General features: G+C 55.0%; 16 protein-coding genes. 9 read left to right on the top strand and 7 right to left on the bottom strand.

Translation table 11 applies throughout. The annotated features are described in order from the left end of the window. Window positions 1-7: 7 nt before the first annotated feature. Complete coding sequence (locus tag CHB83_RS18290; protein WP_052695091.1) at window positions 8-2,083, bottom strand: alpha-L-arabinofuranosidase C-terminal domain-containing protein; 2,076 nt, start codon at window positions 2,081-2,083, stop codon at window positions 8-10. 365 nt (window positions 2,084-2,448) lie between these two features. On the opposite strand from CHB83_RS18290, the gene CHB83_RS18295 reads away from it, so the two are divergent. The 5 genes from CHB83_RS18295 (at window position 2,449) to CHB83_RS18315 (ending at window position 9,863) form a co-directional block, all read left to right on the top strand. Further along, entirely contained in the window at window positions 2,449-3,507 is a 1,059-nt protein-coding gene (locus CHB83_RS18295; RefSeq protein ID WP_055562193.1) for a LacI family DNA-binding transcriptional regulator, read from the top strand. A 6-nt stretch (window positions 3,508-3,513) separates the two neighbouring features. Continuing rightward, window positions 3,514-4,224: a 3'-5' exonuclease gene (locus tag CHB83_RS18300; protein WP_052695089.1), complete on the top strand. Its 711-nt coding sequence runs from the start codon at window positions 3,514-3,516 to the stop codon at window positions 4,222-4,224. Continuing rightward, entirely contained in the window at window positions 4,217-6,121 is a 1,905-nt protein-coding gene (locus CHB83_RS18305) for a DUF294 nucleotidyltransferase-like domain-containing protein (RefSeq protein ID WP_045687898.1), read from the top strand. Before CHB83_RS18300 ends, CHB83_RS18305 begins: the two co-directional genes overlap by 8 nt. Window positions 6,122-6,251: 130 nt before the next feature. Further along, entirely contained in the window at window positions 6,252-7,634 is a 1,383-nt protein-coding gene (locus tag CHB83_RS18310) for an NAD(P)/FAD-dependent oxidoreductase (protein ID WP_089333647.1), read from the top strand. A gap of 174 nt (window positions 7,635-7,808) precedes the next feature. After that, on the top strand, window positions 7,809-9,863 hold the full coding sequence (locus CHB83_RS18315; protein WP_089333648.1) for an alpha/beta hydrolase family protein: 2,055 nt from the start codon (window positions 7,809-7,811) through the stop codon (window positions 9,861-9,863). A gap of 103 nt (window positions 9,864-9,966) precedes the next feature. On the opposite strand, the gene CHB83_RS18320 is transcribed toward CHB83_RS18315, so the two are convergent. Continuing rightward, a complete protein-coding gene (locus CHB83_RS18320; protein ID WP_143437185.1) occupies window positions 9,967-10,371 on the bottom strand; it encodes a hypothetical protein in 405 nt (134 codons plus the stop codon). 74 nt (window positions 10,372-10,445) lie between these two features. Beyond that, the gene (locus CHB83_RS18325; RefSeq protein ID WP_045687894.1) at window positions 10,446-10,820 is read right to left on the bottom strand and encodes a PH domain-containing protein; all 375 of its coding nucleotides are present in this window, start codon (window positions 10,818-10,820) and stop codon (window positions 10,446-10,448) included. A 442-nt stretch (window positions 10,821-11,262) separates the two neighbouring features. Between CHB83_RS18325 and CHB83_RS18330 the strand changes: the two genes are divergently transcribed. After that, window positions 11,263-14,448, top strand: coding sequence for a TonB-dependent receptor (locus CHB83_RS18330; RefSeq protein ID WP_089333650.1), 3,186 nt, complete (start codon window positions 11,263-11,265; stop codon window positions 14,446-14,448). Window positions 14,449-14,540: 92 nt separating this feature from the next. Here CHB83_RS18330 and CHB83_RS18335 read toward each other — a convergent pair whose 3' ends face one another. From CHB83_RS18335 to CHB83_RS18345, 3 genes are all read right to left on the bottom strand, one after another. Continuing rightward, window positions 14,541-15,170 carry a Yip1 family protein gene (locus CHB83_RS18335; protein ID WP_089333651.1) on the bottom strand — a complete coding sequence of 210 codons (630 nt, stop codon included), beginning with the start codon at window positions 15,168-15,170 and terminating at the stop codon, window positions 14,541-14,543. A gap of 167 nt (window positions 15,171-15,337) precedes the next feature. Next, the gene (locus CHB83_RS18340; protein WP_089333652.1) at window positions 15,338-17,704 is read right to left on the bottom strand and encodes a M1 family metallopeptidase; all 2,367 of its coding nucleotides are present in this window, start codon (window positions 17,702-17,704) and stop codon (window positions 15,338-15,340) included. Window positions 17,705-17,911: 207 nt separating this feature from the next. Next, a complete protein-coding gene (locus tag CHB83_RS18345) occupies window positions 17,912-18,523 on the bottom strand; it encodes a HupE/UreJ family protein (RefSeq protein WP_089333653.1) in 612 nt (203 codons plus the stop codon). Window positions 18,524-18,967: 444 nt separating this feature from the next. Between CHB83_RS18345 and CHB83_RS18350 the strand changes: the two genes are divergently transcribed. The 3 genes from CHB83_RS18350 to CHB83_RS18360 all read left to right on the top strand — a co-directional run bounded on the left by CHB83_RS18350 (window position 18,968) and on the right by CHB83_RS18360 (window position 21,674). Beyond that, window positions 18,968-19,792 carry a hypothetical protein gene (locus tag CHB83_RS18350; RefSeq protein WP_089333654.1) on the top strand — a complete coding sequence of 275 codons (825 nt, stop codon included), beginning with the start codon at window positions 18,968-18,970 and terminating at the stop codon, window positions 19,790-19,792. Window positions 19,793-20,054: 262 nt separating this feature from the next. Continuing rightward, complete coding sequence (locus CHB83_RS18355) at window positions 20,055-20,477, top strand: patatin-like phospholipase domain-containing protein (RefSeq protein WP_045687889.1); 423 nt, start codon at window positions 20,055-20,057, stop codon at window positions 20,475-20,477. 207 nt (window positions 20,478-20,684) lie between these two features. After that, window positions 20,685-21,674, top strand: coding sequence for an acyltransferase (locus CHB83_RS18360; protein WP_394340157.1), 990 nt, complete (start codon window positions 20,685-20,687; stop codon window positions 21,672-21,674). Window positions 21,675-21,866: 192 nt separating this feature from the next. Here the strand turns inward: CHB83_RS18360 and CHB83_RS18365 are convergent, their stop codons facing one another. Continuing rightward, entirely contained in the window at window positions 21,867-23,078 is a 1,212-nt protein-coding gene (locus CHB83_RS18365) for a YncE family protein (RefSeq protein ID WP_089333656.1), read from the bottom strand. Window positions 23,079-23,333: the final 255 nt, after the last annotated feature.

Genomic DNA, 23,333 nt, shown 5'->3' on the forward strand with positions numbered 1-23,333 from the left:
CTACCGCTTAGCGCTTACCAGGAATGCGTAGCACCGTGAAGGAGTTGGGTGCCAGCGTGTACGTCACATTCGACGACGATACTTTGAACGACTCCTCCTTGGGCGCCACGTTGGTGGGTTGCTCCAGCGTGTTCACCGCGTTGAGGTCATTGCTGGCCAGCACGGTTGCTTTGCCGGCTTTGCCCAGCTTCTTCACGCCCTGTAGGTTAATGGCTACCGGACGAGCCTCGGTGGAGTAGTTCACCAGCTTCACAATGATTTCGCCGGTTTTGTCGTCGGCCACGGCACTGCTGAAGAGGTTGTCTTGGCCATTCTTGGCGTTGCCAGCGCGCTGCACGGGCAGCATGGTGGTGCCAGGGTTGGTAGAGTACATCTTCTGCACGTAGTAGTTGGGCGTGCCGTATGCTTTCAGGTTGTCAAACCAGATCATGTCGGGCGTCCACTGCCAAGCTTCCACGTGGGCAAACAGCGGCGCGTAAGAAGCCATAACTACCTTGTCGGCATTGCGTTCCAGGCCCGTCATAAAAGCGGCCTCCGAAATGGCACAATCCCAGCTGTTTTTGTTGTCGGGGCTGCCAATGGCAACACTCTGGGCGGCGTACTCGCCGGCGAAGATCTTGGTGCCGGTGGTGGGGTAGTTGTCGTAGCGGCCTACGTTCTGGCGGAACCAGTCGGGCTTGGCGTAGTAGTGCTCGTCAATTACTTCTGCCTTCAGCTCCCGCAGGCGCTTGCTAGCTTTGTCGAATAGCTCACCATCGGGGCTGGGGCCCGCGCTCGAAACAATGTTGATAGTGGGGTACTTGGCCTTTATGGCTTTCATAAAGGGCTCGTAGCGCTCCAAGTACTGAGGACCCCACTGCTCGTTGCCGATGCCAATGAACTTCAAGTTAAACGGAGCAGCGTGGCCCATGGCTACGCGCTTGGCACCCCAGGGGGAGCTGGCGGGGCCATTGGCAAACTCAATCAGATCTAGCGCGTCCTGAATGAAGGTGTCAAGCGTGGGGTCGTCGGCGTGGTTGTGACCTTCGCCGGCGTTGGGGCCGCTGGTAGCAGTGCTAGTGGTGGGGGCTAGCTCCGCCGAGTTAAACTGGCACGCCATTCCCACGTTCAAAATCGGCACAGGCTCGGCCCCAATGTCTTCGGATAGTTGGAAGTACTCAAAGAAGCCCAGACCGAACGACTGATAATAGTCGGGGGTAGAGCGGTGCTTGAACTCCATGTTCCAGCGGTTGATCAGGGGCACACGCGAAGCCACGTCGCCAATGGTTTCTTTCCACTGGTAGCGCTCATTCAAGGTGCGGCCCTCCACAATGCAGCCACCGGGAAAGCGCAGGAAGCCGGGGTTCATATCCTTTAGCAGCTGCACCAGGTCGGTACGCAGGCCGTTCTCACGGTTTTTGTACGTGTCCTTCGGGAACAGAGAAATCACGTCGATATCAGCCGTGCCCGCGCCGTTGAGCGCCAGCCGGAGCTGCCCTTTGGCTGCCGTAGCCGATGGCTTCATCACAACCGAGTACTTCTTCCATTCGTTGGTGAGACCCGAAACCTGGCTCTGCGCCAGCATTTTGCCTTTCTCGTCTTCCAGCGTTACGGTGAGACCGGTTACGTTGCCTGGGCCGCGCCGCGCGTACACCGAGAAAGTGTACTCGTCGTTCTGCTTCAGCCCCATACCCCGGAAGCCTTCATTAATGAGGCCGGCGTCGGGGCTGGCAGTAGCAGCCGTGAGGCGCGCGAAGTGGTTGTTGGTAGCGCTAATGGGCCGGTCGCTGATAACGGTGTACGTCTTCAGAGCGGCTGCCCCGTTGATGCCTTTCCAGCCGGTTAGATAGTTGTCAGCAATTTCAAACGACTTGTTTTTTACCAGCTCAGGATATAGCCCGCCGTCGGCGGCGAAGTTGATATCCTCGAAAAACAGGCCATACATCGTTTTGGCGATGGGAGCACCCGGCTTATTTACTTGCACAGTAATGGTGTTAGCCGCAGTAGGTTTATTTTGGGCTACTGCTGGGGCTAATCCCAGGCTGCTGAGGGCCACTAGGCCGGTCGTCAGCTGCGCAAATCGGGTGGGAAAATACGTGGGCATAGGTAGATGAAGAGGGAGAAAGGGAAAGTAAGGAACCCTAAAAAAACAAGGCGTATTCGGGAGCAGATGAGCTGCTAATGCCAAGTAAGTCATAACTCACCAGGCACAATCGATTGTGTAAAGTAATGAGAAATTTCTAACATCTTACCTATTTAGTATAAAAAATACCCGGTTAATGAACGTGGGTGCGCATTCGGGAAAAGGTATAGAACCCTGTTTTCACCCCAAATAATAAGCTAGTGAGTAAATACCTCTGCTCAGATAATAGATAATGCTATCTTTACACAAAGCATTGCGTAGCGAACCGCCATATGGCCCCACGAAAAAAACAAGTCCCGGCTCCCAGTACGACCAGCCCAGTATCCATGGCCGACCTCGCCCGGGAGCTAGGGGTTTCCATGACGACCATTTCGCGGGCCCTGAGCGACCACCACAGCATTGGGCCGGCTATGAAGCAGAAGGTCCTCAAGCTGGCGAAGAAATACAACTACCAGCCCAACCGCTTGGCCTCTGCGCTACGCAAAGGCAAAAGCCAGCTTTTGGGTATTATCGTACCATATATTGAAGGTCGGTTTTTTCCCTCAGTAGTGCACGGCATTGAAACGGCCGCCAGCAAAGCCGGCTACAACGTAATCATCTGCCAGTCGAACGAGGACGTAGCACAGGAGCGGCGCAACCTGGAGATTCTACTCAGCGCCCAGGTAGCGGGCATTCTGGTGTCCCTTTCACGTACTACCCTCGATTTTCGTCACTTTGATAAGGTGCGCAGCCGGGGGTTGCCCTTGGTGTTTTTTGACCGCATCGTGGAGGGCGACAACGTAAATGCCGTGGTGCTCGACGACCAAGAGGGTGGGTGCCTATCTACGCGCCATCTGCTACAGCAAGGGTGCCGCCGCATTGCCCACCTGGCTGGCCCCCAGCATCTGAACATCTATAAGAATCGCCGCCAAGGCTACCTTGATGCTTTGCGCGAAGCGGGCATACCCGTAGAGGAGGAGTTGATGGTATACACCAACATGACCCAGGAGCAAGGCACCGAAGCTATGCGTAGCCTGCTAGCCCTGCCCTCGCCACCCGATGCCATATTTGCGGCTGGCGACTACTGCGCGCTGGGAGCCTTGCAGGAGGCGCAACGCCAAGGCCTGCGCGTACCTCAGGACATTGCCATTTCGGGGTTCAGTAACGAAACCTTCACCGTTATTACAGAGCCTTCTATTACCACCATTGATCAGCGTTGCGAGGAGATGGGGCAAGCCGCCGTGCGGTTGCTGTTAGAGTTAGTTGATGCTGATGGCAACCCCTTTGCCCCTCGGCAAGTATCGCTACGCCCGGAACTGCTCGTGCGCCGCTCCTCCGTGCGCCAGCCAGACAACGTAGCTGCTTCGGTGCAGGGCGTGGCGGCGGATGTGCTGCTGCCCCAGTAAGTAATCATGCCGCAAGAGTACCTGCTCTTTGTTGATACGGAAACCACTGGTCTTCCCCGCGGGTGGGACCAACCGTATACGAAGGAGCCCAACTGGCCCTACATTGCGCAGCTTGGGTGGGCAGTTTACACTGTAGGAGGGGAGCAAGTAAAAGCCGATCAGGACTACCTGCTGGTGCCCGCTGGTAGCATGCCGGCCTCGGCCATTGCTATTCATGGCCTCACGCCAGCTTTTCTCCAGGAGCACGGCCAGCCGCCCCACGTGGTGCTGCAACGCCTGCTCAGTGATTTGGAGACCTACCAGCCCCGCGTAATTGGGCATTTTCTGCAGCTCGATTTTCACGTGCTGGGGGCAGCCTTCGAGCGGGCGGGCCTACCCAACCCTTTGCTTGCGCTGCCGCAGTTTTGCACTATGACGGCCACCAAGCCCTCCCTGCCCAATGCCCCGCACGAGCGGCACCTGCGCCTGCACGAGCTGCACGAGCTGTTGTTCGACGAGGCGCTCGAACGTCCGCACGATGCCTACGTAGATGCGCTGGCTACTGCCCGCTGCTTTTTCGAGTTGCAGCGTCGTGGTTGGCTGACCGATGATATCTTGCTGGGCCAGTTGCCGCTGACGGCTCCTGTGGCGCCCGTGCGTAAGCTCGGGTGGCTCTGGGTGCTCGGCGTGGTAGGAGCCGGCTTGTTGTGTATTCTTTACTGGATTCTCTATGGATGACCGCCTCGATTTTCTCCGCACTGTGGAACCGTTTACCGTCTTGCCCGACGAGGTGCTGGCCGGAGTGGTAGATCTGCTGCAAGAGGTGTCCTACCCGAAAGAAACCCTGCTCTACCAGCAGGATTCTTCTAAAATCCGCAGCCTGGATATTGTTGTATCTGGAGCCTACGAAACGTTTTTCTACGATAGCGCGCAGCACAAGCGCCTACCCGAAACGTACGGACCCGGCACCTGCTACGGGGGCATGTCCATTCTGCTTAATAAGAAACGCTCCCTCCGCACCGTCATAGCCCGCCGCGACACCCGCGTGCTGCAGCTCCCCCGCCGCGACTTCCGGGCTCTATGCCTGGCTTCGGAGCAGTTCTTTCAGTACTTCACCCACAAGTATGGGGAGCGGATGCTGAACGATGAATACGCCCACTTCGTGAAGCCTGCCAGCCCGCCGGAAGCTAACTTCCTCGTGGCCGACCAGCTATTCTCCCGGCGCATTGAAACGCTGGAAGTGCGCGAGCTGCTGGCGTGCCCCGGCGCTACCCCCATTTACGAAGCGGCCCGCCGCATGGCGGCTGCCAAGGTGAGCTGCCTGTTTGTGACCGACGACGAAACGGGCACTATCAGCGGCTACTGCACCGACATTACCCTGCGCGACAAGGTGATTGCCCAGCAGCTTGACGCGGCGCGCCCCGTGCGCGACGTGGTAGCTACGCCAATTGTGAGCATCAACCAGGGCGCCTACGTGTATGAGGCCATCTTGCTGATGTTCCAAACCAAGACCCGCTACTTGCTGGTGGAGCGAAATGGGCAGTACACGGGCTTCCTGAGCCGCAACAAGCTGCTCAGCGACTTGGCGCAGTCGCCGTTCATGTTCATCCAGGCCGTGAAGCTGGCCCAGAGCACGCGAGAGCTAAAGCGCCGCTGGGAGATGGTGCCTAACATCGTAAACCAACTCCTGACGCGGGGCGTGAAGCCGGAAATCGTGAACCAGGTAATTTCCACCGTGGCCGATACCATTGCCCTTAAGGTGATTGAGAATGTGCTGGCTGAGCACGGCCCGGCGCCGGCCAAGTTTGTGTTTATGGTGCTGGGTAGCGAAGGGCGCAAGGAGCAAACCCTCGTGACGGACCAAGACAACGCCATTATCTACGAGGATAAAGCCAATGAGCAGCGTGAGTTGGTGCGCGCCTACTTTCTGCGCTTCGCCACGGCCGTGTCCGACGAGCTTAACCAGATTGGGCTCCACTTCTGTACGGGGGGCTTTATGGCCAAAAACTCGAAGTGGACGCACTCCCTTTCACACTGGAAGCGCAACTACCATCAGTGGATGAGCGAATCGAACGTGGAGACGGTGATGCAGTTTGCCACGTTTTTCGACTGCCGCTTTCTCTATGGTGAGGTAGGCCTTATGGACGAACTACAGGCGTTTCTGCACCAAGAGCTGAGTCAGCCCCTCGACCGGTTCCTGTTCTTCATGGCTAAGAATGCTTTGCAGTACGAACCGCCCCTCACATTCTTCCGGGGGTTCCGCACGTTCACCCAGGAAGGCCAGCAGGTATTCGACCTTAAGAAAACCATGAGCCCTATTGTGGACTTGGTGCGCGTATATGCCCTCCAGAACCAGATTTTCCAAACCAACACAGGCGAGCGGCTAGCCCAGTTGCGAGAACGGGGGGTGTTCAAGGAAAAGGAGTACCAGGAGCTGCTGCACGCCTACTACTACCTCATGGGCATGCGCCTTAAAAAGCAGGCTCGCCAACTCATCGACGACCGCGCGGCGCCTACCAACTACCTCGACCCCAAGACGCTGACCCAGGTAGAGCAAGTAACCCTAAAGGAAATCTTCAAGGTCATCACCGACTTCCAGCTGAAAATCAAGGTAAGCTTCACGAAGTCGTTTTAGCAGCAGTACCGGCCCTCGTACCGTCGTTGGCTCTCCCCAAGCACAACCTCAAGTAAGGTTTTGCGGTACAGGATTTTGGCACCATTGCCACCTTTCATCGGGTTGATGCCCCGCTTGTTTTTAGCTTGTTATGGATACGAATCTTCCGGTTACCTCGCAGCCACGCATTGTTATTATTGGCTGTGGGTTTGCTGGCCTGCGGTTAGCCAAGGACTTAGCCGATTCTCCGGTGCAGGTAGTCGTTATCGACCGCAATAACTACCACAACTTTCAGCCCCTACTCTACCAGGTAGCTACCGGCGCCCTGGAAGCCGACAGCATTGCATACCCCATCCGCAAGATCTTCGCCGGCCAAACCAATTTCTTCTTCCGCATGGCTGATGTGCAGCGGGTAGATGCGGAGCGCAATACGGTCGTCACCAACATCGGCGACATTCGTTACGACCACCTTGTTATTGCTACCGGCTCGCTCACCAACTACTTCGGACTGGAAAGCTTGGAGCGCAACGCTATGCAAATTAAGAGCGTGCCCAATGCTCTCAACCTACGCAGCTACCTGTTCCAGAACTTTGAGCGCGCCTTGCTGGCGGAGGACCCAGCCCAGCGCCAGGCGCTTATGAACGTGGTAGTAGTAGGTGGCGGCCCTACGGGCGTAGAAATCTGCGGGTCATTGGCGGAAATGCGCAAGGACGTACTGCCCCAAGACTACCCCGAGCTAGACCTGAAGAAGATGGAAATCTATCTGGTTGAGTCCGGGGGGGAGGTGCTGGGGCCCATGTCCGTTGATTCGCAGGTGAAGGCCAAAAAGTATCTGGAGGACATGGGTATTCATTTGCGCCTGAATACCAAAGCCACGCGGTTGGAAGAAGGTAAGCTCTACTATTCCGAAACCGAGTTCATCCGCACTGAAAACGTGATTTGGGCGGCCGGCGTGAACGGGGCTGCCGTGGCAGGCTTGCCCGAAGAGGTAGTAGCCAAGAACAAGCGCATCAACGTGGACACGGTAAACCGCGTGACGGGCTTTAAGAACGTATATGCTATTGGCGACGTCGCCAATATGGTGACGGAAGAAATGCCGCGGGGCTACCCCATGCTGGCTCCAGTAGCCATTCAGCAGGCTGAGCAACTAGCCAATAACTTCAAGCGCCTGCTGCACGGCGAAGCCCTCATGCCCTTCAAGTACTTCAACAAAGGCAGTATGGCTATTGTGGGCCGCAACCGCGCCGTAGTAGACTTGCCGGGCGACAAGCATTTTGGCGGCTTCTTCGGGTGGCTCACGTGGCTGTTCGTTCACTTAATGACGCTGGTTGGCTTCCGCAACAAAGCCGTGACGCTGATTAGCTGGGCCATCAGCTACTTCAGCTCTGATAAAGCCCTACGTCTTATTATCCGCCCCTACAAGCGCAACGACTTCAAGGATGATAAAGGGAAGAACACGGCCCAGCACAACGCTTCTACGCCCCAGTATAACCCCTCCGTGCCAACCCCAACGGCACCCGTGGTGGGTGGGTAAGCACGCTCCCGGAGTGCAAGGCTAGTCTGGTTAAGGTAGTCCTTGGTTTTTCGGAACTACCCAACTGGGTAGCGAGGGTATATAGCCAGTGATAAAGCCGAAAGGTGCATGGCCAGAGCCGCAACGTTGGGGCCTGCCGTGCGTCTTTCGGCTTCTCTGTGCTACCTTTTACTTATGAACAACCTGTATTCTCTGCTCACGGGCGCGTGCCTGCTGCCCGCCCTTGCCCTGGCGCAGGTGGCCGCGCCGGCTCCGCATCCCCTCACCGCCCGCGACTTGCAGCAACTGCGTGACGTACGCGACGCCCACTTCTCGCCTGATGGGCAATGGGTGACTTATGTAGTGAGCCAGCCCGACACGGCCGCCGACAAAGCCAACGCCGACGTCTGGATGGCCCGTTATGACGGCACCCGCAACTTGCGCGTAACCACCAGCCCCGACAACGAAACCAGTCCACGCTTCTCGCCCGATGGCACCTACCTCAGTTTCCTGTCGAGTAGGGGGGAGGGCGAAGATGGACACGCCCAGCTCTGGCTGCTGAACCGCAACGGTGGTGAGGCGGAGAAAGTCACCAAGCTCAAAGGCAGCGTGTCTGACTACGTGTGGGCTCCGGATGGCAAGCGCCTGGCCTTGATTATCCGCGACGCCGACCCGGACTCGTTGACTCAAGTGCAGCGGGCCCGCAAGAAAACGCCTCCGGTCATCGTCATCGACCGGTTCCAGTTCAAGCAGGATGTAGATGGCTACCTCAACAAGCAGCGCCAGCACCTCTACGTGTTCGATGTGGCTACTCGCAAGCTGGTAAGCCTGACTTCTGGCCGCTACGACGAGCACCTGCCCGCCTGGAGCCCCGATAGCAAGCAGCTGGCTTTCGTGAGCAAGCGCGGCGACGACCCCGACCGCCACGATAATTACGACCTCTACGCCATTGACGCCACTCCTGGCGCGCAGCCCCGCCAGCTTACTACCACCGACGTGGCCGACAGTGCCCCCGGAGGGTGGAGCGGGCGCCCAGCGTGGAGCCCTGATGGCAAGCAGATTGCCTTTGTGGAGGGTGCTGCTAAGGAGCTGCTCGTGTATGGCCTGCACCAGTTGGCCGTAGTGCCTGCTACCGGCGGCACGCCCAAGCTGCTCACTCAAGGCCTAGACCGCAATACCGGTAAACCACAATGGTCCAAGGATGGCAAAAGCCTGTACTTTCTCCTGGAAGACGATCGGGCCCAGGTGCTGGCCCGGGTGCCCGCTGCGGGGGGCAAGGTGGAGCGTCTGTTGGACGGTCAGCGCGAAATAACGGAGTTTGAGCTAGGGCCCAAGGGCCAAATGGTGGTTGTAAACAGTGAGCCTCAGCTACCCGACGAAGTCTTTGCTTTCGAGAAAAAGAGCTTACGGCCATTGTCGAAGCAGAATGACGCTTGGCTGAAAACCGTGCAGTTGGGCGCGGTGGAGCCCATTCAGGCCAAGAGCAAGGACGGTACCATGGTGAGTGGCTTTGTCGTGAAACCCGTGGGCTACCGAACTGGTCAGAAATATCCCACAGTGCTGCGCATTCACGGCGGCCCAGTGTCGCAGTTTGCCTATGGCTTTGCCCCCGAGTGGCAGCTGCTAGCGGCCCATGGCTACGCCGTGGTAGCCAGCAACCCCCGCGGTAGCTCCGGCCGCGGCCTCGAGTATTGTAAAGCCATTTACGCCGACTGGGGCAACAAGGACTCCGAAGATGCGCTGTCGGTGGTGGAGTATGCCGTGCAGCAAGGCCTTGCCGATCCGACCCGCCTGGGCGTGGGAGGCTGGAGCTACGGCGGCATCCTCACCGACCACATCATTGCCCGCGACAAACGCTTTAAAGCGGCCACCAGCGGCGCTGGCATTGCCAACGTGCTAGCTGGCTACGGCACCGACCAGTACATCCGTGACTACGAAACAGAGCTGGGTACACCCTGGGACCACCCCGATGTGTGGATGCGCATTTCCTACCCCTTCTTCCACGCCGGCCAGATCAGCACACCCACACTGTTTCTGTGCGGGGAGAAGGACTTCAACGTGCCCCTGCTGAATACCGAGCAGATGTACCAGGCTTTACAGAGTCTGAAGGTGCCTACGCAGCTTATCATTTACCCCGGTCAATTCCACGGTATCAGCAAACCGAGCTACGTGAAAGACCGCTACGACCGGTACCTGGCCTGGTACGATAAGTACCTGAAAACCGGAACGGCTACCGCCGGCGGGCAATAAATTACGGCACTTCTACCAGAAAAGGCCCGGCTTTACAAAGTCGGGCCTTTTCTGGTAGAAGGCTAACTGCCAATACTGTGCTCTTTCTACTGATTGTAGTCGCTTAGCGGCAGGGCGAAGAGGAGATGTTTTCTAAGTACATGATCTTCCCATGCTGGGGGCAAAGGGTGATGACGGGGCCTAGGGCAGCAAGCTCATCCTGGGTGGCTAGTCGCGCCCTAAAGGAAAGCTCGCGCCCAGCTTGTCGGTACGCTGCGGGCACATTTATCGCGCTTATCACGTATTCCGCGGCTCCGTTAGTGGAATTGACTTGCGTTTGCGCTTCTGGAATAGCGCGGTTGAGCTGGATAAAATAACCGGCATTGGCCGCTACTCCACAGTCAGGGCCCAATACTACCCCATCCAAACAATCCAATCCTGGCTCATCCCCGCCACATTGCCAGGCGCTAAGTAGAAGAGTGCAGCACAGCAGGCTACCAAGGCGACGTAATGCGATGGAGAAGTTCATAGTCATAACCAGGTAATGTTATCGTTGGATGCTCTGGCAACCTGCTAGGTTGCATGACTACGTAAGTTGCTCCATTACACCGCAAACTCACTCAAGGCGCGGTACACATCGTAAATGCTCTTATCGTCGCGGAAGGTCTTGCTGATGGGTGCTGCCTGGCCACGCACCCAAATCTTGAGCTCCGCCTCAAGGTCGAAGTGGCCGGTGGTTTCCATGCTGAAGCGCTCTATGCTGCGGTAGGGGATGGTTAGGTACTCCCGCTTTTTACCAGTCACGCCTTGCTTATCCACTAGAATCAGGCGCTTGTTGGTGAACACCATCAGGTCTCGAATGACGGAGTAGGCACTCCGTACCTGCTCGCCGGGGGAAAGTAACTGGCTGAGCTCTAGCTGAATCTCATTGGCATCGTTGGCAGAGGCATTGCCTAGGAAGGCGTCGAGAAGTCCCATAGTAAACACACGTGGAAGGTGGAAGAATGCGTCAAGCTAACAAGAAAATACACGAGGCAAACTAAGCTAATGCAGTGTGTCAGCAGCGCACTAACAAAGCAGGCATGGTGAACACCATGCTACATAAGTGCTATTAGATAGTATTTATGTGATAATGTAAATTGACTTATTGTAAGATTAAGTAGTTGCTTTGAGTGTTAATGACGGGTAGCAGTGTATTCGAAAAAGATAATTAGAATGATGTAATAATAGAAAGCTGTATACCCGCTAAAGAGCCGATTAATGTCGTTGAAAATAAATTTTAAGCCGTTAATAGCTGATATATAACATTATAGTAACATAAGGTAAAAGCTAATATTATAGGTATAATTCAATTTGATGAAAAGTGATATACCTTTGCGGCCCTTTTAAAAAAGGGGCTTTTTTCAACAAATATTTATCTATGAGTAACTTACGTTTACGCCATTTGGTGTTGCTGATTCTGACGTTACTGTCAGCGCGGTTGGGCATGGCGCAGAATACCACCGCTGCCATGAGCGGCACGATTACCGACCAGTCGGGTGCAGGCCTGCCTGGGGCAACGATTATTGCGGTGCACAACCCTACCAACACCCAATATATTGCTCCTACTAACTCAGAAGGCCGTTTTAACCTGCAGAACATGCGGGTAGGTGGCCCCTACAGCGTGCGAGTAACGTTCATTGGGTATAAGGATGTAACCCGCGAAAACATCTTCCTGAGCTTAGGACAGAATCAGCGCCTCGATATAAACCTGAGCGAGGCCACCGAGCAGCTAGCAGATGTACTCGTGAGCACCCGTCGCGATGGGGTCATGAACGCGAGCCGCACTGGTGCTGAAACCCGCATCTCGCGTGAACAGCTGCAGCGCCTGCCTACCCTGAACCGTTCCCTGAATGACTTCACCCGCCTTACGCCCCAAGCGAACGGTGGCACCAGCAACTCGATTGGCGGCGCCAACAACCGCTACAACAACATCACCATTGACGGTGCGGTAAATAACGACGTGTTTGGTCTGGCCCCCAGCGCTACTCCTGGCGGGCAGGCGGGCACCCAGCCCATTGCTCTGGACGCTATCCAGGAAATCCAGGTGGTTATTGCTCCCTATGACGTAACCCTGGGCAACTTCACCGGCGGCGGCATCAACGCCATTACCCGCTCGGGCTCGAACGACTTCTCAGCCTCGATCTACGGCTTTGGCCGCAACCAGAACACCATTGGCAAGAGCGTGACGGAGCCCCGCACCAAAGCCGATGAGTTCTACAACTACCAGACCGGTGCCCGCGTAGGTGGCGCCCTGGTGAAAGACAAAGTCTTCTTCTTCCTGAACGGTGAAATTGCCCGTGCCAGCACGCCGCTGGGCTTCGACCCCGGTACCTCGGCTTCCGGCATCAACCCTGCCACGTTGGCTGGGGTAGCTGCATACGCCAAGCAACGCTACGGCTACGAAGTGGGTAACTACGGCAGCGTAACCAACCGTACCGAGAGCAACAAGGTCTTCGGTCGTCTGGACTTCAACCTCTCCGAAAACCACCAGCTGACCATCCGTCACAACTACGTGGAGGCCTTCGCCGACAACCTGACTCGCTCTTCCATCAACTTCCGCTTCGGCAACAACGGCTACCGTTTCAGCAACGTAACTAACAGCTCGGTAGCAGAATTGAACAGCCGCCTGGGCCGCTTCTCCAACAAGCTGCTGCTGAGCTACAGCCGCATTCGTGACCGTCGGGATACCCGCGGTACCCTGCTGCCCTCCTTCACCATTTCCGACAACGGCAACACCTACATCTTCGGTACGGAGCGGAGCTCGGCGCTAAACAGCCTGAACCAGGACATTGTGGAAGTAACCGACAACCTGACGGCCGCTTTCGGTAAGCACACTATCACGGTGGGCACGCACAACGAGGCCTTCAAGTTCCGCAACCTGTTCATTGCTGATGGCAATGGCGCTTACACGTTCTCCTCGCTGCAGAACTTCTACCAGGACAAAGCTACCCGCGTACAAGCGGCTTACCCCACCACCGGCGACGGCGCTGCGGCATTCAAAGCCATGCAGCTGGGCTTCTACGTGCAGGACCAGTACTCGCCCATCGAGAACCTGCGCCTGACCGCTGGCCTACGCCTCGACGTGCCCGTGTTTACCGACAAGCCCGTGTACAACCCCCACGTGGCTAGCCAGACGGCTTTCGCTAAATATGGCGACATTAACACCGAGAACATGCCGAACGGCCAGCTGCTGTGGGCACCTCGCCTGGGCTTCAACTACGATGTGAACAACGATGCTAAAGTGCAGGTGCGCGGCGGTACGGGTATTTTCACGGGCCGTGTGCCCTATACCTGGATTGCCAACAGCTACACCAACAGCGGCATGATTCAGGGCAACCTCGACATCAACAACGCCTCGTACAACTCGGCTAACCCCAACACCCCCCGCTACCTCTCGACTATCGAGACGGACATCAGCAAAATCCCGACTACCTACAGCTCGGGTGCTGCTAAAACGGCCCAGATCAACACGCTGTCGAAGGAGTTCAAGCTGCCCCAAGTGTGGCGCTCAAACTTGGCCGTGGACTTCCGCCTGCCCGGCGACGTGCTGGCTACCCTAGAAGGTGTGTACTCGAAAACCCTCAACGATATCTACTACCAGGACGCTAACCTGGCGGCTCCCGTTGGCAAGCTGGCCGGCCCCGACCAGCGCCCCGTGTACGCCGGTGGCAACGCCCGCCGCGTAGATCAGAACTTCACGAACGTGTACGTGCTGCAGAACACCAACAAGGGTTTCCGCTACAACTTCACGGGTCAGCTGCAGAAGCAATTCTCGGATGGACTGAACACGATGGTGGCCTACACCTATGGTAAGTCAAAAGATGTGAACAGTGGCTTCAACACTACGGCTTCGTCGAACTTCGGCTTCAACCAGATTATCACCGACCCCAATAACCCAGAGCTGAGCTACTCGCTCAACGACCGTCGTCACCGCTTGCTGGCTACCGCTGGTTACACCTTCCACTACGCCGGCGACAAACTGGCTACCACCATCTCGGCCGTGTACGAAGGTCTATCGGGGCAGCCGCTCACCTACGTGTACGGCAACAGCACCGACCTGAACGGCGACGGCAACAACGGCAACGACCTGATCTACATCCCCCGCGATGTACGTGACGCCAACGAAATTAAGCTGGTAACCACCGATAACCGCACCCTGGCACAAGTACAGGATCAACTGGAGGCCTTCATCAATAACGACCCCTACCTGCGTAGCCACCGTGGCCAGTACGCCGAGCGTTTTGCCGCTCGTTTGCCTTGGACGCACCAAGTGGATATCCGCGTAGCCCAGGACTTCAACTTCCAGGCCGGCGGCAAGAAGAACACCCTGCAGGTGACATTCGACGTGATTAACGTAGGCAACCTGATCAACAATGAGTGGGGCCGTCAATACTCGGTACAGAACAATGCTACCGAACTGCTCCGCGTAGAAGCCACCGGCAACGGTGTGCAGCCTACCTTCTCGTTCCCCCGCACCATTGCTACCCGCACCAACGCCTGGGATATTTCTACCCTAGCGTCACGGTGGCAGGGCCAGCTGGGTGTGCGCTACATCTTTAACTAAGCGCTACCTAGTAGTACTACTCCGCACGAAAAGCGGCCGGCGAAATTCGCCGGCCGCTTTTTTTATATGGCCTGGGCCAGTTACCACGAACGTTAAAAGGTGCGAAAGAGCACAGCTAGTATGATTAGTGGTAAGACAACCACTAAAGCAGGCATGAAAAGGTTTGTTATTGCTCTTCCAGTTGTGAAGCCTTGAACCAATGAAATTCCTTTGACCAATATCACAACTGACCATAAGCTTAATCCCGCCCCTGCAAATTCTAAAATAATCCAGATAATGTGGTAAACCTTAGACTGGAAAGCAGGCTCACTTTTAAATAATTCATCGCCAAATAGAGCGACTTGAGGCACTAACAATACAAGCGTGAGAAGAGATGGCACAAGTGACCAAGCAAGGACAGATTTTAGGATGCTAAATGAGGCTCTCCCATTCAGCCATTTACCTGTTACGCTCAGTAGCCATGCATAGAGATAATAAGTAAGCCAGCCAAACAACCCACCTCCTATAATTGCCATTGGTATAATAGAGGCTGTTGACATCTTGTCTCCCATGTCTTTCAGTGAAGCACGATCAATGGCACGCACGATACCTCCAAGGCAGAGCAGTAGGGGGACATATTTATCTGGGCAATGTTGGATAATGTACTGAAGTGTGTCCTTGGGACTAAACCATATCTGGCTCAGTAAATTATCTTCTTGTACTTCTGATTTTTGAGAGTCCATCGGTGGATAAATAACAGACGCTTTGTTAGTTGATAATTAGTTGCCGTAAAGCTAGCACAACTACGCAGCGGAAAGCGATAATAAGTAAACGAGCGGATGGAAGACGCGCTAAAACAAAAACAGCCGGACCAAACGGCCCGGCTGTTCAAATCTAACAGGAAGGAAGCTTAGTTACCGCCGGTAGCACCGGTAGTGCCACCGCTCTGCTTGGGCTGCTGCGACGACACGTTGCGCTGCTGCATGGGGTTCTGGGGAGCGGCCTGCTGTTGCTGCTGGAACAGTTCGAAGCGGGAAGGCGCCAGCTTGCGCGGGAAACCGTTGTTCGAGAGGTCCGTGTCGGCAGTTTGCAGGTAGGGGTCGAGGGTGAACGAGGCCACGGGCTTCTCGGTGATGAACACCTTGGTTACCTCGGCGTTGTTGCGGCGCCAGATTTCGGCGGGGATGTTCACTACTTCGTTTGTGCCGTCAGCGTAGGTCATCTGAATGATAACCGGCATCACTAGGCCACCCAGGTTCTTCAGGTCAACCTGGTAGTAGTTTAGGCCCTTCTTCAGGATTTCCTGCTGCTCCGGCTTCAGCTTCGATACGTACTGCTGGTAGCGGGCCTTATCGGTTTCCGATACCGAGAGTGGGTCGTAGTTGTTGTAGAAGTCCTTTAGCTCGGGCTTCTCGTCTACCAGCGTCTTCTTAATGTCTTGGAGGTTGCGCTGCTGGGAGAGGCTCTTGGGAGCGGCGTTCAGCTCCTCGCGGCGGGCAGCATTCTCAATGTCGGGATTCTTGGAGTCGACTTTGTACCACTGCACATTTTCGATGCTCAGGTCGGTGTGCTCGGTGCCGTAGAACCAGCCGCGCCAGAACCAGTCGAGGTCAACGCCCGAAGCATCTTCCATGGTGCGGAAGAAGTCGGCGGGCTTGGGGTGCTTGTAGGCCCAGCGCTGGGAGTAAGTTTTGAAGGCGTAATCGAACAGTTCGCGGCCCATTACCGTCTCACGCAGAATGTTCAGGGCGGTGGCGGGCTTGCCGTAGGCGTTGTTACCCAGCTGCAGCACCGTCTCCGAGTTGGTCATGATGGGGTTCTGCAGGTTCGGGTTCATGGCCATGTAGGGCACAATCTGAGCCGGCTCGCCGCGGCGCGAGGGGTAACCCCGTTCCCATTCCTGCTCCGTGAGGTACTGCATGAAGGTGTTCAGGCCTTCATCCATCCAGGTCCACTGGCGCTCATCGGAGTTCACAATCATCGGGAAGAAGTTGTGGCCTACCTCGTGGATAACCACCGAAATCAAACCATACTTCGTAGCCGAAGAGTAGGTGCCGTCAGCCTCAGGGCGGTAGCCGTTGAAGCAGAGCATCGGGTACTCCATGCCGCCGATGGGGCCATGCACGGAAATAGCCACCGGGTACTCGTAGGGGATAGTGAACTTAGAGTAGGTCTTGAGGGTGTGCGCTACGGCCTGCGTGGAGTACTGGCCCCACAGCGGGTTGGCCTCCTTGGGGTAGTACGACATGGCCACCACCGGCTTGCCTTCTACCTTCAAACCCATAGCATCCCAGATGAACTTCCGCGAAGAAGCCCAGGCGAAGTCACGCACGTTTTTGGCGTCGTATACCCAGGTCTTGGTGCCTTTGGCGCGCCCTTGCTCAGCTTTGGTAGCCTCGTACTGCGTCACAATCACCACTGGCTTCGAAGAAGTTTTAGCCTGGTTGAAGCGCTGGCGCTGCGTAGACGTCAGTACCTGGTCGGGGTTCTGCAGGGTGCCAGTAGCGCCTACTACGTGGTCGGCGGGAGCCGTAATGGCCACTTTGTAGTCACCGAAGGGCAGCGTGAACTCACCCTGGCCTAGGAACTGCTTGTGCTGCCAGCCGTTCACGTCGTCATAGACGGCCATGCGGGGGTAGAACTGGGCAATTTCGTAGAGGTAGTTCTTGTCCTGCTCGAAGTACTCGTAGCCCGAGCGGCCACCCGTTTTCTTCTGGTCGTTGACGGTGTAATGCCATTTCACCGTGAACGTGACGGACTGCTTGGGAGCCAAAGCCTGGGGCAGGTCTACGCGCATCATGGTGTAGTTGATGGTGTGCGGCAACTGCTTGTTGCCGCCCTTCATCCGGATGTCGTCGATCTTAAACGAGCCGTCGAAGCTGGTGCGCTCCAGGTACTCCAGCGTCTGGAACGACATCTTATCCCGTAGCTCCGCCGTTTGCGTGGAGGCCGTCATCGACTTAGGATCGTAGATGTTGGCGTCGAGCTGCAGCCACAGGTAGCTGAGCTTGTCGGGCGAGAGGTTGGTGTAGGTAATATCCTCGGTGCCGCTGATGCTCTGGTCTGCATCGTTGAGCGTCACCTTGATATTGTAGTCGGCGCGCTGCTGCCAGTAGTCGCGGCCGGGGGCGCCGGAAGCAGTCCGGTAGGTGTTGGGGGTCGGCAACTCTTGGCCGAGCTGCGCAAATTTGTCGGTTCCGGAGTTGGTGTTCTGCGCCACGGCCGGGGCGGCCAGCAGCGCAACCAGCCCGGCGGCCAGCAGAGTAGGTTTCAACATAGAGAGGAGGGGAAAAGCCCGCAAAGAAAGCGAAGATACGCACCAGTACCGGGGATACCCGCGCGTGCTGCGAAAGACACGCACAGGGTGGGAGCGTTGCACAAGTGCAGCCCCATTCAGCCGATAAAGTGACAAATTAATGTCATAGCGCTCCGCATGCGCTAGTCACGTGCCGCAACAGGAGGCGTACCCTATGTGGGGCTTTTCCTACAACTGCCCCAAGAGCAAGACAACAGCAATGCCCAACGCCGCGCCGCTAGTTACCAAAAGCCAGTCGCGGCGGGCAACATTAACGACGCGCAGCAGCACAAAGCCCAGCAGCAAAATGAGGCCTACAATAACTAGTTGACCTAGTTCCACGCCAATATTGAAACTGAGTAGTTCCAGCACGGGTCGGCTCTGGCGGCCCAGCAGTTCGCGCAGGTAGCTAGAGAAGCCTAGGCCGTGAATCAGCCCAAATACGGCAGCCAGCAGATTAGGCAGGGTGAGGATGATAGCATCGGAGCGTCGCCGCTCACTGGGGCGGGCAGAAGGCTTGCCCGCGCGCGCCAGATTCAGCAGGCAGGTAAGCACAATGGTTACCGGAATCAGCACCTCAATCAGCTTTGGCGAGTAGCTTACCACGTTCAGGGTCGCTAGCGCCAGCGTAAGGGAGTGGCCCACCGTGAAACTTGTGACCAAGGCTACCACTCTACGCCAGTCTTGGAGCACATAGGGGGCGCAGAGGGCCAGCAGAAACACGAGGTGGTCGTAGGCCTGCAGGTTGAAAATGTGGTGAAACCCGAGCTGGAGGTAGGTCGAAAAAACAGACAACGACATTGTGCAAAGCTACAAGATGGCAGTCAGCAAGCAGTATCGGCGTGTTTTCGGGTCTGGCGGTACCTGCACCCTAGAGGGGTAGGTACCAACAAAGAAAACGCAACAGTATAGTGCTTATTCAATACTAAGTACTGGTATTTTTCGGTAGCTACCCTTCCTGGACTAACTAGGGCGGCAGCGGAATGTCTGCTAACACTTAGTAGCTGGGCAATAGAGCTAAAGCAAAAGAGGCCTTGCCAACGCTACTGTGACGCCTTTGGGTTGCTTGCTCACGGTAGCTGTGCTATATGGCTCCTTGACTAATAGACGCGTGTTCGCTCACTTAGCACCTTAATGGCGCCTGCGAAAAACCGGAGCATTATTTGAGTGGGCTACTTCTGCTTATATGGCTCAATGGCCTTGGGCATGTGCCGTTTACTTTTCACTTTATCCTTGTTCGTTTACATGACCATTTCTATTACCCCTCACGCCCGGCGCGCGGGTGCTACTCTGTTTTTATCCGTGGCGCTTACATTGGTGGCCCAGGCGCAAAACGTGGTTGTAAAGGGCGACGTCATTACCGTGGATAAGAAGCCCTACGCCAAGCTCACCAAGGCGGGGAGCATGATGATGAAAGACTTCACCTTGCTCACGCTTGATGATAAGGAGGTGATGAAAGCCAAAGGCAACATCACTTCTTTGCCCAACAATGAAACGTTTATCTACTACATGATGACGTTTCAGCCCGGTGGCGAAACTGCTGAGATGGGTAAGACCGGGCTGAACTTCGCCCAACAGCTAGCGGAGGCCCTGGTGAAAAATGAGGTGATGCGCGACGGGCAACCTAACCCCGATGGTATTAAGCGCTTCACGGAAGCCTACGGCGAAAAGCTCTCGGCCAAGTACGCAGCCGAAACCGCAGCTCAGAACAATGCCAAGCCCCTGGAGTATCAAATGGTAGAGCGTGCCCGCCGCGGCCCGGCCGCCATTGCTTTCAATAAGCGCACCCAGCGCACCGAAATTATCCAGGATGACAAGGTGATTGGTTACCTCAGCCTCATAAGCAATGATAAGGGGCATTCCAATTGGGCAGTGGTGTTACCCGACGGCCTCACTATTGCGGAGGTCAATATTGAGGCCTGGATGGCCGACTCTCCCGGTGCCCGTGACATCACCTATAAAATGCTGGTGAAGAAGGACAACAAGTACCACAATCGCTCCGCCGTGGGAGGGGTAGGGGCCGCCCAGCAAGACGCCGTGCAGTACCTCGTACTAGGTGGGTACCTGTAAGCCACTACCGGCACTAAGCGGTTGTCTGCTGAGTAAGAAGCAGCAAGCCTGGTACCTGGGGTAATCCGCTTAGCACTAGTAGTTTTCAACTCGAAAGTGCTGTTCTGCTTCAGAACAGCGCTTTGTGTTTGTATACCTGCCCCCATAAATAGGGGTAAGGGTAAGGTGGTGGTAATTATTATTTTATGCGGTGAAATATATAGCCAATAAAGAAGTTATATATTCGGCGAGTCAAGTTATTCTACCATATTTCCTTCGTTCAATGAAACTAACTTTAGTTGCCCTAATGCTATGGCTAGCGGCCAGTAGTACGTGTTTTGCCCAGCAAACTGCGCCTTCTCCGGCAAACTCAGTAGGTGCGTATCAAGCGGGTAGTGTATCGGATAGCACACGGCAAGTACTACACCGGCTTTTCAAGCGCGGCCGGCTGTATGGTACAATTGGCGCAGTGGCGGGCGGAATGGTGGTAGCAGGAGCTACTAGTTATGTAGCCAGAGGAGAGGGAAACTGGCAGACAGGAATAGATTACGTCTTAGGAACTAGTGCCTTGGCATCGGGGCTGACGATTAGGGTTCTGTTTAGCCGTCGTAATGAGCGGAAGCTGTTGGAAGACTTGGCGCAGGGAAAACCGCTACCCGACTATGTAGTGCAGTGGCTGCCTTTCGCGCAGAAAAGAAAGAAATAAAGCCCACCCACAGGCATGTGTTGTACAAGCAAGCTTCCTAAGGCCTGCTCTAGCAGCAGTATGCCCCATTAATACTGATTATGGATGCCATTACCCGTTGGTATGGTCTACTAATTAGATGATTGTAAAAGAATTTCGTCCTGTCTACTCCACCCAAAAACACGCAACTCAGAAGACACTTTTTCAACTCATATGCAGACAGCCATAATGCGAAGCGACGCTCGGAACTACACAATAGATATGCTGAGAGCCATAGGCGCATTCTGCGTGATCATGCTTCACATGCCCTACTCGGACCTGAGTGCCAGAGGCGTTTCTGCCATGTCCTTGTGCGCTAGGTGGGCCGTGCCTTTCTTTTTTCTGGTAAGTGGCTACTTCTTCGAAAAGAAAAGCAAAGCCAATCTAGATCAGGCCTTCATGCATGTGCTGAAAAATCTAGTCGCAATATTTGCACTTGCCAATATTGTGTACCTGTTCATTGCCCTGAAAACCGAGTACTACACGGCCGCTGATATTTTTTCGGTTAAATCCCTAATCCTGGGCGACTACATTCACCTATGGTTTATTGGGTCCATGATTTTTGGGTACATTACGTTGTGGTTTTTCTTGTCTTTGAAGATGGAAAAACTACTTCCGAGCGTTGCCGCCGGTACTCTGGTATTTATTCTGCTCTATAGCCCCTATTCTGTGCTGACGGGCCCCTACGTGGAGGGCCATTTATCCAGATTTCTGCTGTCCATTCCCTTTCTATTTATTGGGTTCATGTACTCCAGATTTCACCTGGAACAGCGGTTTAGCAAGTGGTTTAGCGTGGGTATGATGGTGGCTGGCTTTGCGCTACAGTACATTGAGAGCTATATCCTATTTTCTTTCCGCAAGGAAGGCCTGTTCGCCCACGAGTTCCTGTTCGGCACGTTCCTGTTCTCTATGGGCGTCTTTATGCTGTCCTTCGCCATTGTAACCCCCAAGGACACAATTCTCTCCAGGATAGGCCGGAATTATTCTTTGATGATCTATTTATATCACCCATTGCTAATTGTCGTTACCTTTTTTGCTATCAAGAAAGTAGGTTTGCAAAACTCCAGCTACACCCTGTGGTTTAACCCGGTGTTAATATTTATGGCGACGCTCTTAATAGTTAAATTTTTATCGAATAAATATCCGAATGTGTATAAAGTAATTAGTGGACGGGTATAATAAACGTATTCATAATGCAACTTGCTGTTAGAACGTAATTCTGAGCAGTCACAAATAAGTTTCTCTACTAATAAGAAACCCCACCGGTGCAATACCGGTGGGGTTTCTTATTGGTTTTATACATTCAGTGCTACCAGTGCTACCACTCCACGCATGACAGAGCCGTGTGTAAATAAGTGCTGGTAGCTGGGCTTAATGGTCGCCTTCCCCGCTCAGGTCCGCCCCAATCATCACGATGCGGGAGGGGGCACCTCCTACACTAAAGGTATGCTTCTCGGCCAGGGTAGCTTTGTCCAGCATGTGCACTTTTCCCTGCGTGGCGTTCGTGATATACACATGGGTCTTAGTAGCCGTGAGGAAGGGCACTACCGTGGCCACGTCGGGCAGCAGCCCCGTGAGCGACTTGTCTATTTTCTTTGCTCCAGTAGCACCATCAAATATAGAAAGCTTGCCATCGGCCTGTAAAACCAAGATGTCCTGGCCAGCCGCATCGTATACCGCGCGGGTATACTGCGTGATGCCACCCAGGCTTGTAAAGGTTTTTGCTACGGGATTTACCATGTGCAGACCAGCCGTGGCATTCATGCCCAAGAATGTTTTGGCAGATGCTCCATAGCTGAGGCTAGACAGCCAGTTCGAGCCAAAGCTAGCTGGGTAGGGAATTAGCTCTTGCTGACCGGAACTCTGAACCTTAAGAATGCCTTGCGGAGTGCCAAACACGGCCACGGAGCCATCGGTAGCGTTGCCGTGAATGTTGGTTACCGCAATACCAGAAGGGCTACCTACTTCGTTGCCCTGCGCGTTAACAATCTTTACCCGCCAAGGAGTAGCACCAGTTGTAGCCTTATCTGAGACGGCGTAGGTATTATTGGCAAACGTGATTACAGCGCCATGATGCGCACTTCCTACTGGTACCGCAGTGGTAGTAGTAGCTAAATGCAACTGTGATTCATTTGTGATGTGCAACTTGCCATCACCATCCCCGAAGATAGCAATGCTGCTACCCTGCACAGTGAAATGGGCGGGCTTCACAGCAGCTGATTTTGTGAGAGCCCATTTGGGGGTGCCCTTCGTGTGGGCATGGTCGCCGTGAGCTTCAATGCCGCTATCAAAAAACTCTACCGAGTTATTGGCACCCGACACAAAAGCGGCAAAACGCCCGCTACCTGTTGGGTACAGTGTGGCACCGCCAAAGCTAGCTTGAAAGCTTTCCTGTGCCTTTTTCTTTGGGTCGAGTAGATGTACGGCGGTACTCGTTTGGTCGGCCACTAGTAGCCGCACGTGCTGACTTTCCGTTTTCTCCGGCGTCACTACCTCCGAGTCATTTCTGTCGCAGGAGGAGAACGCACTGCCTAGAAGCAAGGCTGTGGCCGGATAAAGAATAGTACGGGTTACTGTTTTCATGAGGATAAGGGAAGGATGAATGAGGCACGAAGGTATATATGAAACAATGTTGCATAAATTAAAATATAGTTAAAAAGGCCCTGCTACTTATAAATAGCAGGGTATATCATTTGTAAAGCGCGCAAGTAGCACCGGAAAGCAAAGCAAATAGTAGCTCAAAGTAGCGCATACCAGCACTACCACTCCATGATAGTAGCCTTTAATAAACAGGCGCTTGACTACTGAAGGCTACTTCGAAACTCCGAAATTGCTCGC

Source organism: Hymenobacter mucosus (genome assembly GCF_900188255.1).
Classification (GTDB): domain Bacteria; phylum Bacteroidota; class Bacteroidia; order Cytophagales; family Hymenobacteraceae; genus Hymenobacter; species Hymenobacter mucosus.